Raw genomic sequence first — 13,979 nt, 5'->3', positions numbered from 1 at the left:
GTCGCTGGTATCAGCTTCTTGCCGTTGCAGCCGAATCGTTCACACGCTAAGTGCTAATCGCTTATTGCTTATCGCTCTTATTCGACATCCGCATCCATCACCCGCTTCTGCTCCAGATAATGGGAAACGGCATACTGCGCCAGGAGCGGCGTCTGCAGCCGGATCAGCGCTCCGCGCCACTCTCCCTTGGCATGCGGAGTGCCCGGCGCATGCCGGCATTCCCCGCTCGTCCCAAACTCCTCGCCGTAGGCCACGCTCTGCACCGGATCAAAATGCCGGATCGCTCTCCAGGCCTCGTCGCCCACCGTCCCGCCGATATCGATCTTCAGCCGTACGCGTGCCATATTCACGCCCGGAACAGATGGTACAGCATCACGTAGATCACCACGCCGGTGATGGAAACGTACAGCCACACGGGATACGTCCAGCGCGCGATTGCTTTGTGTCTGTCAAAGCGTTCCCGTAGCGCGCGCGCCAGGGTGACGATGACCATCGGCACCAGCGTCACCGCCAGCACGGTGTGGGAGAGCAAAATCGTGAAGTACACCGGGCGCACCCAGCCCTGTCCCTGAAACCGCACCGACCCCACGTGATAGTGATAAAAGAGGTAGAAGCCGAGGAACAGGGTTGAGCACGCCACCGCCGCGACCATGCACGCCCGATGCGCGGTTACGCGCTTCCGCCGGATCATCTCGCGTCCTGCGACCAGCAGCACCGCGCTGGTGCCGTTCAGCGTGGCGTTGATCACCGGGAAGACGCTGTAGTCCATGTTTCGACGGTGCCCCATGTCTGCGCCACGTCTTTCGGCGCAGACGTGGGTGAGAACGTACTTTGGTGCCCCACGTTCGCGCCGCGCCCTTCGGCGTTAACGTGCGGATAGCGCACTTTAGGATCAAACTGACCACTGCCCACTAGCCACTGCCTTCCTATGCCGCCGGCTTCGTGCTCCTCCGGTTGGCCTCGCGATACGCGATGGCGAACATCACCACGCAGAACGCCGCCTGCACAGCCAGCGCTCCGGTAAGCGGCAATCCGATCGACGTCGCTCCCGCGGCCGGGAACAGCGCCGCCCGCAGCGATTCCACCCCGTACGTCAGCGGATTCACCTGCATCAGCACCCGGATCCATCCCGACGCCCCGTGGATCGGGAACAGCGCTCCCGAGAGCAGCCACAGCGGGATCAGGAACAGGTTCACGATGGCGTGGAACCCCTGCGTCGAATCCAGCCGCCAGGCCACGGCGAATCCCAGCGCCGTCAGCGCGAACGACATCAGGAACACCACCAGCGCCACCACCAGCAAGTCCACCGGCCCCGGCCGCGCTCCCACCAGCGGCGCAAAGATCAGGAACGCCAGTCCCTGGATGGCGGCCAGCGTCGTGCCGCCCAGCACTTTGGCCAGCACGATGGCCGAGCGATGGATGGGCGCCACCAGCACTGAGAGCAGAAATCCCTCCCGCCGGTCTTCGATCACCGACATCATGGCGAAGATCGACGTGAACAGCACGATCATCACCAGCGCCCCGGGGTAGAAATACTCGAGGTAATGCGGATCGGTCCCGCCCGCGCCGCGGAAGCTCGTTCCGAATCCCGACCCGATCACCAGCCAGAACACCAGCGGCGACGCGATCACTCCCACCACCCGGCTCGGCTGCCGGTAAAAGCGCACAATCTCCCGCCACCACAGCGACGCCACCGGCAGCATCAGCGCGTCGCCCCGCGGTTCGGTCCGTGCCGCGGTCGCCGTCATGGCTCCTGCTCCTCGCTCCAGAACCGGTGTCCCGTGCGGTCGATGAACACGTCCTCCAGCGTCGGCTCGCTCACCGAGATCCCCCGGATCTCCCCCGGAAACGCCTCCATCACCTCGCTGACGAACCGGTGTCCGCCCTCGCGTTCCAGGCGCACGCGTCCATCGATCACCGTCGGCTGCACCTGGAATCGCTCCGCCAGGCGGGCCGCGATGCGCTCCGGATCGCGCGCGTCCAGCAGGATCACGTCGCCGCCGATCGCGCTCTTCAGTTCCACCGGCGTCCCCAGCGCAACCAGTCGTCCTTCGTTCAGGATGGCCAGCCGGTCGCAGCGTTCCGCTTCTTCCATCAAGTGGGTCGTGGTGACGATGGTGACGCGCTCGCTTTCCCGCAGCATCGCCAGATACTGCCACAGGTCGCGCCGCGCTCCCGGATCGAGCCCGCTCGAGGGCTCATCCATCAGCAGCACCGACGGCCGGTGCAGCAGCCCCTTGGCCAGTTCCACCCGCCGCTGCGTTCCGCCCGAAAGGTTTTCCAGGCGCTCGTCCGCACGCGCCGCCAGCCCCAATCGCTCCAGCATCTCGCGGATGCGCGCGTCCAGCGCCGCTCCGCGCAGCCCATACAGATGCCCTTGATGCCGCAGGTTCTCGCGGACCGTCAGTTTCACATCCACGCTGCGCGCCTGGAACACCACCCCGATTTCGCGCCGCACTCCGCCCGCATCGGCTGCCGCGTCGCGTCCCTGGACCACGGCCCGTCCTGCCTCGGGCAACATCAATGTGGAAAGGATGCGGAACAGCGTGGTCTTGCCGCTGCCGTTCGGACCCAGCAGCCCGAAGATTTCCGCCTCGCCCACCTCGAACGTCACGCCGTCCAGCGCCGTGCGCCCGTCGTAGCGGTGGCGGATTCCCTCGACTTGGATCACTGGAGCGCTCACCACAGGTGCGAACGACGCTGCAGCTTCTCGGGCCGGTGCAGCAGACATGTTTACCCGGCGGCGTTCAGCATCATGAGCGCGAACAGCAGCGGGAGGTACGCCACGGAAGCCTGCAGCAATTGCCGCGCCGGCGCTTTCGAGCGCGCCGAGGAAGGCGGCTCGCCGGCCTTTGCCAGCCGCACTCCGAAGGCGAAGAACGCGGCCCCCAGCGCCAGCGCGCCCGCCGCGTACACGCTTCCGGCCATGCCCAGCAGGCTGGGCGCCAGGGTCACCGGCACCAGCGCCAGCGAGTAGACCAGGATCTCGCGCGCCGTGGCCCGCCCGTCGCCGTCCACCACCGGCCGCATCAGGATCCCGGCGCGCTCATAGTCCTCGCGATACAGCCACGCGATGGAATGGAAGTGTGGAAACTGCCACAGGAACACGATGCCGAACAGCACCACCGCTTCCCACTCCACGCGGCCGCGCGCGGCCGCCCAGCCCAGCAGTGGCGGCATCGCGCCGGGGAACGCGCCCACGAACGTGCAGATCGGCGAAACTCTCTTGAGCGGCGTGTAGAGTCCCAGGTACGTCGCCGAAGTGGCCAGCGCCAACAGCCCGGTCAGCAGGTTCGCTTCGAGCGCCAGGTAGGCGGTTCCTCCCAGCGTCGCCGCCAGTCCCACCGCCGCCGCATGCCGCGCGCTCATCCGTCCCGCGGGCAGCGGACGCCGGTCGGTGCGCCGCATCAACCGGTCTCCCTCGCGCTCCAGCACCTGGTTGAGCGCTCCGGTGCCGCCCGCCACCAGCCCGATCCCCGCCAGCGCCTCGAGCGTCGCCCACGACCACGGGGAAACGCCCGCTTTCAGCGCGCCCAGGTAGTAGCCGCACCACGCCGTCATCACGATCAGCGACGTGACCCGCAGCTTCATCAGTTCGCCGTAGTCGGCGGCTGCGCTCATCACCGCGCCGCGCATCAGGCCCAGCGGCTGGCTCGCGGCGCTCACGCGTGCACCGCCTTGGGAGTGTGCGTCTTGTGCCGGTGGTCGTGGCGGATTTCGTCCGGATCCGCCAGGTGTCGTCGCGTCTGCGCCACCAGCACCACCGAGGCCGCCAGCAGCAGCGCGCCTGCCGCCACGTGTGCCACCGTGGTCGCCACCATGCTGGCCAGCGGCTGCGGCGCATCCTGGCTCCACTCCACCCGCGTCAGGTAGGCCCCGAATCCCAGTCCCAGCTGCACCACCAGCAGCACCAGCAGCACCAGGGCCGGCCGGAAGATCTCCGGAGCATGGGCGTAATCCATCAGCGCCCGCACCGACGTCCACAGGATCAGCGCCGTCACCACCACCGCCAGGATCAGGTGCGGCAGCAGCTTCATGCCGGAATGTCGGAAAGCTGCGCCCAGGATCAGTTGCAGCACGATGGCCGCCGCCGACCACGCCGCCAGTGTCGCGAGTCTTGGTCGCCGCACGTCCAGCGCCATGCGCGATTCCTCCTCCACCCAGCCCCGGCTGGTGAACAGCGCCATCAGCACCACCGTCGAGAAAAAGGCCTGTGCCAGCGTGGCATGTGCGGTCGAAACCCACGGCGGCAGGAAGAACAGCACCGTCACTCCGCCCAGCACGCCCTGCACGATCACCAGCGCCAGCGCTCCCCAGCCCAGTCCGCGCATCCACCCGCGCGGCTCCACCCGTTGCGTCCACACCGCCAGGACGATGGTCAGCAGCCCGACAAACTGCGCCACCATGCGGTGCCCGTGCTCGTATTTCACTCCGCCCACCATCGGCGGGATCTTGTACAGCGACCCGAACGACGTCGGCCAGTCCGGTACCGCCAGGCCGGCGTCATTCGACGTCACCAGCGCCCCCGCGATCAGCAGCACGAACGTCGCCCCGGCCGTGAACACGGCGAACCGATGATGCCCCGCATGGTACGCGTTGTGGTGCGCCGCCCTCATGCTTCGTATCAGGGCACGACTTCAGTCGTGCCGCCAGCCCGACCGTGCCCCACGTCTACGCCACGCTTTTCGGCGAAGACGTGAGTGATGGTGCCCCATGTCTGCGCCACGCTTTTCGGCGCAGACGTGGGGTCTCTGGCCACTGACCACTGACCACTGCTTTTACTGTCCCTTGAAACTGAACTCCGCCGTCTTGGCCTCCTTCGGCCCGATTGTCACCTTGGTCGTCTGCTCCCCCAGCTTTTCATGCACGGCGGCGATGGTGTACTCGCCCGGCGGCAGGCCCTTGATCTCGAAGGTGCCGTCCGCACCGCTCACCGCGAAGAACGGGTGCTTCACCACGTTGACGTACATCTTCATCCACGGGTGCTGATTGCACTTCACCGGCAGCATCAGCTCTTCCCGCGCGAAGGTCTTCTCCAGCGGCGCGGCCTTGGGCGCTTGTGACTCGTTCCACTCGCGGTTGCCGCTCGCCGCCGCCGGCGTCGGATGGATGTTGTGCGTGGTGTCGTCGCTGTTCAGGATCTCCACCGTCTGCCCCGCCATCACTCCCATTACGTGGGGATGGTAGCGGCACCCGTGCTGGTCGATGGTCACTTTTTCCTTGGGAACGTCGAAGGTGCGGTCGCCCAGCCCTTCTTTTACGTACACGAACACGTTGGCCAGGTTGCCTTTGTCCGCCACCACCACTTCCGACGTCGCTGGTCCCGTCGCTGTCGCTTTGCACGCCGGGTCCTGGCTCATGTCGATGCGGACCGCCTTGGGCGGCGTGCCCTCGAACTTCACCGTACCGCTCACGCTGCCCACCGTGGCCGGATCGATCGGCGTCGCCTTGGGCGCTGCCGGCGCTGCCATCTGCGCTTCCTGCGTCGCGGTCTGTTCCTTCTGACATCCGGCCACCGCCAGCGCCATCACTACCAGCGCCGCCGCCGCCACGTACCACTTGGTTCTGCTCATGATTCGTCAACCTTTCCTGGGAGGGATTCTTGCTGCAACCAAACTAATTATTCTACCTTGCGCCGTCTGTTTCGAGGTCTGTCATCTTGTTCTGAAGACTGTCCTCCCGAGCGCGACCCGAACGCTATGAGAGAGCGCGACGAGGGACCCCTATGCCCACTACTCCCTTCGGGTTGCCCCCCCCGACGGTGCCCCACGTCTACGCCACGCTTTTCGGCGGAGACGTGGGGGAAACGCGAAACGTGAAACTTGGCTCTTACTTGCCGCCTCGATCCGCCGCCGTCTTTTTCCCCGCTCTTACCGCTCCCGGCGTCGCGGTCTGCGCCATTCCCCGCGCGCCAGCCCGCCGCTGCTCTTCCGGCGTCAACTGGAAGATGTACCGCACCAGCAGCTTGGTGTGGTCCTCGCTGAAGCCCGCAAACGAGGGCGGTACTGGCCCGTTGAACACCCAGCGCTCGCCTTCCTTGCGGAACAGCCCGCTCGGCATGGACGTTCCCGGGCTGATGGCCTGCGGATCGATCAGCCACCGCTCCGTCCATCCCGGCTTCAGCCGCTCTTTAGCCAGCAGGAAGTTCGGAGCGGTAGCGGTGCGGTCATGGGCCGGGTCTCCGGTGGCATGGCACTTCAGGCAGGGGGCCGCCGTGGAGGTGAACAGGCTGCGCGCCATGTCGGTTTCCTGCGCCGTCAACGGTTGCATCGGCTGCGGGATGTACGGCATGGGCTGCTGCGACAGTGCCTGGAAGAACCGCACCAGTTTGCGCAGCTCGTTGTCGGAGAACTGGAACGTCGGCATGCGCGCCTTCAGGTACGGCCGCACTCCATTCCTCGCCGTATCGCTCGTGCTCAGCGCCGGGTTCTTCAGGAAGTGCAGCAGCCAGTCCGGATTCGCCCGCGCCCCCTGGGTCAGCAGTTGCGGGGGCATCTGCTCCTTCCAGTCCGGATCCTGGTAGCGCGCCATCTGCATGAACGACGTCGTCTGGTTGGGCAGGAACTGGTGGCATCCCGTGCAGTTGTACTTGCGCACCAGCCACCAGCCTTCCTGCACGTCGCGTCGCGCGTCGCCCGGCTTATAGACGAAGCTCGCCGGCAGCGGCAGCTCGTGCGTGCTCTCCCGGCTGCCCAGCAGGAAGGTCACCAGCGCCCGGATCTGCTCCGCCGTCAGGTGCGGATCGGGCATGCGCAGCTTCTCCGTCTCGCTGCGGATTTTCCCCAGGTCGTAGATGTCCGGTTTGGCCAGCTTGTGCTCGAAGAAGCCCTTGTGGTCGTACCACGGCCGGCCCTTCTTGCCGGTGATCGGGTCTAGGCCCTCTTTCGCCGGATGCGTCAGCAGTGCAAAGTCCAGCCGCTCGATCGGCTTCGAGCCCTCCACCGTCAGCTCCGTCCCGATCCTGCCCTCGTCCTCGAGCCCTGCGATCTCGTGGCAGCCCGCGCACCCAAAGTGCCGCACCCATCGCTTTCCTTCGTCCTTCAGCTTCGGATCTTCCATCCAGGATGCGTCCGCGTACGCCGTCGGCTCCTGCCTTTTCTGCGTCAGCAGGTAGGTGGCGATATCCGCCGCCTCCTGCTCGGTCAGCCGCAGGTCGGGCATCACCGTCATCTGCTGCACCTGCAGCTCGCGCCCGTCGTTCGGGCACTTCGAGTGTTCCGCGTCGAACACGTAGGGCAGGCCCTTCTTGGCATAATCCTCGGGGCCGATGTCCTTCTTCTCCAGCGGGCAGTACGGCCGCAGCCGCTGCTTCGGATCCAGGATCCAGCGCACGATGTAGTCGTAGTTCGCCTTCTCTCCCATCCGGCTCAGATTGGCCGCGAAGTCGCCGCCCTGCATTTGCGCCCCTTCGCCGATCGAGTGGCAGCCCAGGCACCCGCGCGTCTCCAGCAGTTCCTTGCCGTTCGCCGGGTCGCCCGTCTTGCGTGACGGCACCGTGTCCTTCAGCGCCGATTGCCAGATGTACGCCGAGATCGACCGGATCTGCTGCTCGTTCAGCCGGAAGTTCGGCATCTTTGTGGTCGGGCGGAAATCGGTCGGCTTGTGCAGCCACACCGGGATCCAGTCGCGCCGCAGTTTCGCCCGGATGTCTTTCAGGTTCGGCCCGACCTTCTTCTGATCGCGCATCAGGCTGCGCATCTCCAGGTCCACCTGCTCCAGCCGCCCGTCGATCTGGCTCACGCCCACCCGCAGGTTCAGCGCCTGCTGGTTCAGCCGCGCCGCCGTTTCGTTGTCCGGGGCTTCATCCGCCTGTTTCTGCAGCAGCGCCACCTGGCGCAGGTTCTCTTTCCTCTGCGCCTCCAGCAGCCGCACCTGCTGGTTCAGCGCGATCAGCCGCTCCGGTTCCGGATCGTAGCCCTCATAGCGGTGGCAGCCCACGCAACCTCGCACCTGGAACAGCCGCTTCCCCTCATTGATGGTTTCCGCCAGGTCGTAGCCCTTGGCCAGCACCATGTCGGCGGCATGGCACGTTTGGCAGCCCGCCTGCATGTTCTCCTTGTAGAACAGCGGCCACAGCCAGTACTTGTGTCGTCCGTGTCCCTTCGTCACGCTGGAGGTCGCTCGCCCGTTGCCTCCGTGGCACGGCGAGCACCCGAACCGCTCGGGATTGTGGATGTCCAGCAGCTCCCGCCGCGGATGCCCCACGAACGCTCGTGCGTACGCGTCCGCTTCCTTGCCCACCGTCATCGAGGCCAGCGTCAGCGCCACCGGCTGCCGCACTCCCATGTGGCAGCTCTCGCAGCGGTCCACCACGTTGGTCTCCGCCACGTTGATCTGCACGTCTTTCAGATTGGGCTCCCACTCCGCGTACTTCTTGCGCAGCCCGTCGATCTGCTCCGGCGTCAGCGTCGTCAGCCGCTCCCCCATGTAGGCCGCGGCCTGGTCGCGGATCTCGTTCACCGGCTTCAGCACATCGGCCAGCTCCATCGTCAGCCGCGTGCGCTCCGCCTTCAGCTCGTTGTATTTCTCTTCCAGTTGCTGGTAATCGAAGACCTGGCGGCCCTCGCCCGGGACGTCCACCCGGTGCTGCTTCTGTTTCTTCCACTCCTCCACCCGCTGCCGCTTGCGCTCCTTCGACTGCGGGTTCGCGGTGATCTCCACCTGGTACGTCTCGGCGTCCACCCACGCCTTGGCCTCGGTGAACACCGCCTGCACCGCCGCGATCTTCGAAGCGATTGCTTCCAGCTCCTGGTTGATCTCCTTGATCCGTGGCGCGGCCTGCTGCTGCGCCGCCTCCAGCGACTCGGCCAGCTTCTTGTACTCCGGCTCCTGCCGGATGGCCGCTTCCGATTCCTCCGACTGCGTGCGCAGCCGGCCCAGGAACGCGGTGTACCTGACCTTGAACTCGTCCTGGAAGCGCTTCCACGGACGCTGCCCATAGGCTTCATCCCACAGCGCCCAGAACAGCGACCCGATCATCAGCACCGACGCGATCAGGTAATGCAGCGCGTACGACTTGCTGGTGATTGGATCCGGCCTCTGCTGTTCAGCCACCCTGTTTCCTCCTGGGTTTTGCGTCCCGAGCGCTGCGAGGGACCCCTACAGCCACCACGCCGCTCGATCTGCGCTCTGACGCCCGCGACCCGGCACGTGCAACCTTATTTCCCGGCGGTCATTTCCCGACCGTGCCCCATGTCTGCGCCACGCTGTTCGGCGCAGACGTGGGGAAGAACATACTGCGGTTGCCCCACCCTTGTCGCTCCCGCTGTTCGAGCGACAGGTGGGACTAGCCACTAGCCACTGACCACTAGCCACTGGTTTTCGGCTCAACCCACCCTTGTCCTCCCGATGTTGGAGCGACAGGGTGGGAGGACTCCCCGACTTCGCCCGTCGCGCACGACGTGCCGCCGGCACTGGCTCCGCCCCAGTCCCGAAGGGACGGCCACTCGTTAGCCCAGCACGTAAGTGCTGGGGAAGGGTTCAAAACCCACCCGAGTCCCGTAGGGACGGCACAACGAACTAGCCGACGGTGCCCCATGTCTGCGCCACGCTCTCCGGCGCAGACGTGGGAAACGTGCCGCTCGTATCCACTTCTCCGCACCTTCCTAAACTGGCCACTGACCACTGACCACTGCTTCTAGATGTTGAACCACGGCGTCACCCACACATACTTGATTCGGAACAGCAGCCGCGCCAGCATTTTGGCCGGCAGCGAGAGCATCAGCAGCATCAGGATCATCATGGTGTTGTACTGCAGAAAGCTCATGCGCTTGTAATCCTTGGGGTTGCTCCACTTGAACAGCGTGTGCACCGCGAGGCCGGCCACCACGAAGTACGCTCCCGTCACCGCCGCCCCGAACAGCCCGATCCACGGCTGCGCCGTGATGCCCACGATCTCGTGCAGGTCACGGTTCACCTCGAACACCAGCTTGTTGTGGTCCCACGTCTGTCCCGGCCAGAACCACATCCAGCCCGGCCCCCGGATGAACGTCCCGATGATGATGAACGCCACCCACAGCACGATGAACCCGAATGAGAATGTCAGGATCGCGAACCGCCGCTGCTTCCACGTGTAGTACCCGCTGCCCACCGGGTTGGTGTCGATGTAGGGAATGGCCATCAGCCCGATGATGATCAGCGTCGGCATCACCACCCCCGCGATCCACGGGTCGAAGTACACCAGCATCTCCTGCAGCCCCAGGAAGTACCACGGCGCTTTGGCCGGGTTCATCGTCAGGTTGGGATTCGCCGGCTCCTCCAGCGGCGCGTTCAGCGTGATCGACCACACCATCAGGATCACCGTCACGATGATCGCCGCCAAAAACTCGATGCGCAGCAGGAACGGCCACACGTGCACTTCCTTCTGCCATCCCGGCTCGAACGGCCACGTCTTGCGGTGATGCGTCTTGGCCAGCGCCGGATTCGCCTCCAGCTCCGCGATCAGCCGGTCGTTCGCCGCCGCCTGCTTCCACGCCAGCCACATGTAGAAACCCAGCAGCGGGATCATGGCCACGATCGGCACGTTGTCCGGTGCCGACATGATCTCCCACAACTGATGCCAATCCATCGCCTACCTCAATTCCGCAATCCGGCAGTTCGTCAATTCAGCAATTTCCTGTCGGTGCCCCATGTCTGCGCCACGCTTTTCGGCGCAGACCTGGGTTACTGACCACTGACCACTGACCACTGACCACTGGTTCATCATCTTCGCGGCTCTTTCACTTCGCTTTCCAGAATCACGGGCGCCGGTCCCGAGATCCCTCCGTCCTTCCGCACTCTCCAGAAGTGCACGATCATGAACACCGACGCCAGGATCGGGATCCCGATGCAATGCCATATGTACGCCCGCAGCAGCGCATTCGCGTCCACGATCGACCCGCCCAGCAATCCGAAGCGCACGTCGTTGTACGGCGTCATGTGCAGCTCCGGCCCGAACGGACCTTCGTGTCCCAGCCCGGGCGTGGCCCGCGCCATGTTCGTCCCCACCGTCACCGCCCAGAACCCAAGTTGGTCGTCGGGCAGCAGGTACCCGGTGAACGACAGCAGCAGCGTCAGCACCAGCAGAATCACTCCCACCACCCAGTTGAACTCCCGCGGCCGCTTGTAGCTCCCCGTCAGGAACACCCGGAACATGTGCAGCCACACCGTGATGATCATCAGGTGCGCCGCCCACCGGTGCATGTTCCGCAGGATCTTCCCGAACGGCACGTCGTGTTCCAGATACAGAATGTCCCGGAACGCCTGCACCTTCGTCGGATGGTAATAGAACATGAGGAGGACGCCGGTGAAGGTCAGCACGATGAACAGGTAGAAGGTGATGCCGCCCATGCCCCAGGTGTAGCTGTAACGCACCGCGTCGCGGTTGATCTTGGCCGGATGCAGGTGCAGGAAGACGTTACTCAGCACGCCCAGCGCGCGGTTGCGCGGCGTGTCGTCGTGCTTGTGCCGGAAGATGGAGGTGAAGAGCTGCGTCTTGGTGGGATCTTTCAGCCCTTCCTTCTGCTCCTTGATCTTCTCCACCATCTCCTGCTTGAGCGAGCCGACGTCCTCCTTCACCCGCCCCAGCAGGCTCACGCGGCCGTCACCGTTGCCGCTCGCGGCCTTGGTCTCCGTGGTCGCTGCGCCGCCGGTCTTTTTTTCGCCCGTCCTGGGTTCTTCTTCGTGGGCCATGGTTCTCCTCGCCCGCTACAGTTACAACTGCACGTACGCTCCCGGATCGTTGAAGTGGCTGGCCTGTCCCTTGGGCCACTGGTACAGCCGGCTGGTGTCGACCACGATCTGCCCGGTGGCGTCCAGCTCCACGTGCGCCCGGTCCATGGGCCGCGGCGCCGGGCCTTCGAAATTGATGCCCTCGTAGTCGTAGCCCGAGCCGTGGCACGGGCACTTGAACTTGTTCTCGCTCGGCTTCCAGTCCGGCGTGCACCCCAGATGGGTGCAGCGCGCGTAGATCACGAACAGCCGGTCGGGGTTCTTCACCACCCATATGCGATACGCCTGCTGGTACTTGGTGTCCACGCCCAGGCCGTAATCGGCGGGCGTCCCCACGCGGAAGATGGTCGAGGGCTCGAACAGCGTGCGCGGCAGGAAGAAACGGAAGAAGGCGATGAACCACGCCCCCAGAAACGCCGCCACGCAGCTCCACACCAGGCGCCGCCGCCGCTGGTTGACCTCGGTGTTCTCCGGGCCCACCGCCGCCACGCCCGCCGCCGGCGCCGCCTGCGACGTGCCCACCGCCGGCGTCCCCACATACTTCGTCGCCGGAGTCTTGGTTTCCGTGTTGGGAGGAGATGCCATGCGCAACGCTCTCCTAAAAATCAACTTTCCTGCAGATTTGCGAACTCTGATCTATGATCTGCGAACTCAAACCCGCTCTCTCCCTCGAGGTCGCCGGTTCATTCGGTTTTGGTTTTCAGATCACAAATCACACATCGCAGATCACCAATGATTTCAGTCTGCCGCCACCAGCCTCGTCTCTTCATTTCGCATTTCTGATTTTTCATTTTGAATCTGTTCCCTCACCAGTCCTGCCAGCGCGGCGATGAAGCGCGGGGAATCGTTCAATCCCGGCGTCATGCGGAACTCGCGGATGCCCAGCGACCCGGCCAGCTCGCGCGCCTCGTGGTCGATTTCGCCCAGCGTTTCCACGTGGTCGCTCACGAACGAGATCGGCACCACGCACACCTGCCCGACGCCGGCCGCCGCCAGCTCCCGCACCGTGGCCCGCAGCGAGGGCTGCAGCCACCGGCTGGCCCCCACCTTGCTCTGGTAGCAGAGCCGGTGACGGTTCCGCCAGCCGCCCAGCGCCATCACCCGCTCGACCGTATCTTCTATCTGGCGCTGATACGGGTCGCCCTTCTCGATCACGCTCATGGGAACCGAGTGCGCGCTGAACACGATCTCCGCGTCTTCCGGGGAAGGGAACTGGGCCAGGGTGGCTTCGATCTTTTCCGCCACCGCGTCCAGATACGATCCGCACGCGTAGAACTCGCGGACGACATGCACCGGAATGCCGTTCCTTGCCTGATTGCTTTGAAAGGGCGCGGCTTGAGCCGCGCCGTTGCGGCTCTTTTGAGAAAGGGCTTTAGCCCCTGGGAAACGTTCACTCCACCGCCGCTCCCACTCATTCAAACTGCTGCCGGTCGTAGTCGAGGAATACTGCGGATACAGCGGCAGGAGCACGATCTCGTCGCAGCCGAAAGCCTCCAGTTCCTCAATGGCCTCCGCCGTGAACGGATGCCAGTAGCGCATGGCCACTACAACCTTGAAAGTCAGTTCCTCAGCCGCTAAAGCCGGGTGATGGGAATGGCCCGGTCGGCACGAGTAAACTCGTGCCCCTCCGAAAGAATCGGGCGCTTCGCCATTGAGAACCGCTTCCAGAGCGCAAGCCTGCCGCTCGGTGTTGCGGCGGATGGGCGAGCAGCCTCCGATGGCAGCGTAGTGGTGGGAGACCTTGCGGGCGCGGGTAGTGGAGATCAGCTTGGCCAGCGGACGCCGCCCCAGGCGGGCAAATGGAAAATCAATGATGTCCGGATCCGAGAAGAGATTGAACAGAAACGGCTCAATCGCCTCCGGGCTGTCCGGCCCACCCAGCTGGAACAGCACCACACCCACGCGTCGTGTTTCAGCCATTCCGAAAAAACCGATCCCCAGCGAACAGGCGAGTGTAATCAACGCGGGAAGGAAGGTCAATGAGAACCGGGAGAGAATGAATCGCCTGATCGGGTGATCTGCGAACTGTGATCTGCGAACTCTGATTCGACCACCGGCCACTGCCCACTGACCACTGACCACTGAGAACCCTTCGTGCTGCCTTCGTGTCCCTTGTGGTGAAGCCTTCCGCCGGGCGGATTCGCGCGGATGGACGCCGATTCGGCACATCTGACATTCCCTCTCGCAGCGCTTTGCCTTCGGCGGCGAATCCCGCCGGCTCCTCCCGGCGGGATTCGCCGCTAGGGTTGGCCGAGATTCGCCGCTCGATT

Annotated in this window: 12 protein-coding genes; all 12 read right to left on the bottom strand. The window is 64.9% G+C overall.

Annotation, left to right across the window (positions count from 1 at the left end):
- Positions 1-77: 77 nt before the first annotated feature.
- Positions 78-344 (bottom strand): hypothetical protein, encoded by a 267-nt coding sequence (locus VNK82_08015; protein ID HXE90891.1) that lies wholly within the window; start codon positions 342-344, stop codon positions 78-80.
- A gap of 2 nt (positions 345-346) precedes the next feature.
- A complete protein-coding gene (locus VNK82_08010) occupies positions 347-787 on the bottom strand; it encodes a DUF420 domain-containing protein (GenBank protein HXE90890.1) in 441 nt (146 codons plus the stop codon).
- 139 nt (positions 788-926) lie between these two features.
- Positions 927-1,748 carry an ABC transporter permease gene (locus tag VNK82_08005; GenBank protein ID HXE90889.1) on the bottom strand — a complete coding sequence of 274 codons (822 nt, stop codon included), beginning with the start codon at positions 1,746-1,748 and terminating at the stop codon, positions 927-929.
- Positions 1,745-2,671: an ABC transporter ATP-binding protein gene (locus VNK82_08000; protein HXE90888.1), complete on the bottom strand. Its 927-nt coding sequence runs from the start codon at positions 2,669-2,671 to the stop codon at positions 1,745-1,747. The genes VNK82_08005 and VNK82_08000 overlap by 4 nt, the downstream gene beginning before the upstream one ends.
- A gap of 62 nt (positions 2,672-2,733) precedes the next feature.
- Complete coding sequence (cyoE, locus tag VNK82_07995) at positions 2,734-3,666, bottom strand: heme o synthase (GenBank protein HXE90887.1); 933 nt, start codon at positions 3,664-3,666, stop codon at positions 2,734-2,736.
- Positions 3,663-4,616 carry a COX15/CtaA family protein gene (locus tag VNK82_07990; protein HXE90886.1) on the bottom strand — a complete coding sequence of 318 codons (954 nt, stop codon included), beginning with the start codon at positions 4,614-4,616 and terminating at the stop codon, positions 3,663-3,665. Before VNK82_07990 ends, cyoE begins: the two co-directional genes overlap by 4 nt.
- A gap of 162 nt (positions 4,617-4,778) precedes the next feature.
- Entirely contained in the window at positions 4,779-5,573 is a 795-nt protein-coding gene (locus tag VNK82_07985; protein ID HXE90885.1) for a carboxypeptidase regulatory-like domain-containing protein, read from the bottom strand.
- A gap of 256 nt (positions 5,574-5,829) precedes the next feature.
- Positions 5,830-9,054: a c-type cytochrome gene (locus VNK82_07980; GenBank protein HXE90884.1), complete on the bottom strand. Its 3,225-nt coding sequence runs from the start codon at positions 9,052-9,054 to the stop codon at positions 5,830-5,832.
- Positions 9,055-9,637: 583 nt separating this feature from the next.
- Positions 9,638-10,567, bottom strand: coding sequence for a hypothetical protein (locus VNK82_07975; GenBank protein ID HXE90883.1), 930 nt, complete (start codon positions 10,565-10,567; stop codon positions 9,638-9,640).
- 134 nt (positions 10,568-10,701) lie between these two features.
- Positions 10,702-11,670 carry a cytochrome b N-terminal domain-containing protein gene (locus VNK82_07970; GenBank protein ID HXE90882.1) on the bottom strand — a complete coding sequence of 323 codons (969 nt, stop codon included), beginning with the start codon at positions 11,668-11,670 and terminating at the stop codon, positions 10,702-10,704.
- A gap of 21 nt (positions 11,671-11,691) precedes the next feature.
- Positions 11,692-12,294 (bottom strand): Rieske 2Fe-2S domain-containing protein, encoded by a 603-nt coding sequence (locus VNK82_07965; protein HXE90881.1) that lies wholly within the window; start codon positions 12,292-12,294, stop codon positions 11,692-11,694.
- 153 nt (positions 12,295-12,447) lie between these two features.
- A partial coding sequence (gene hemH / locus VNK82_07960; GenBank protein HXE90880.1) for a ferrochelatase occupies positions 12,448-13,979 on the bottom strand: 1,532 nt, incomplete at its 5' end.

It is taken from the genome of Terriglobales bacterium (assembly GCA_035573675.1).
Classification (GTDB): Bacteria; Acidobacteriota; Terriglobia; order Terriglobales; family Acidobacteriaceae; genus DATMAB01.
This window is presented reverse-complemented; position numbering and strand designations above follow the sequence as displayed.

Coding starts and splice junctions, on each gene's coding strand:
- VNK82_08015 (HXE90891.1), bottom strand. CDS start 344: ATGGCACGCGTACGGCTGAAGATCGATATCGGCGGGACGGTGGGCGAC.
- VNK82_08010 (HXE90890.1), bottom strand. CDS start 787: ATGGGGCACCGTCGAAACATGGACTACAGCGTCTTCCCGGTGATCAAC.
- VNK82_08005 (HXE90889.1), bottom strand. CDS start 1,748: ATGACGGCGACCGCGGCACGGACCGAACCGCGGGGCGACGCGCTGATG.
- VNK82_07990 (HXE90886.1), bottom strand. CDS start 4,616: ATGAGGGCGGCGCACCACAACGCGTACCATGCGGGGCATCATCGGTTC.
- VNK82_07985 (HXE90885.1), bottom strand. CDS start 5,573: ATGAGCAGAACCAAGTGGTACGTGGCGGCGGCGGCGCTGGTAGTGATG.
- VNK82_07975 (HXE90883.1), bottom strand. CDS start 10,567: ATGGATTGGCATCAGTTGTGGGAGATCATGTCGGCACCGGACAACGTG.
- VNK82_07970 (HXE90882.1), bottom strand. CDS start 11,670: ATGGCCCACGAAGAAGAACCCAGGACGGGCGAAAAAAAGACCGGCGGC.
- VNK82_07965 (HXE90881.1), bottom strand. CDS start 12,294: ATGGCATCTCCTCCCAACACGGAAACCAAGACTCCGGCGACGAAGTAT.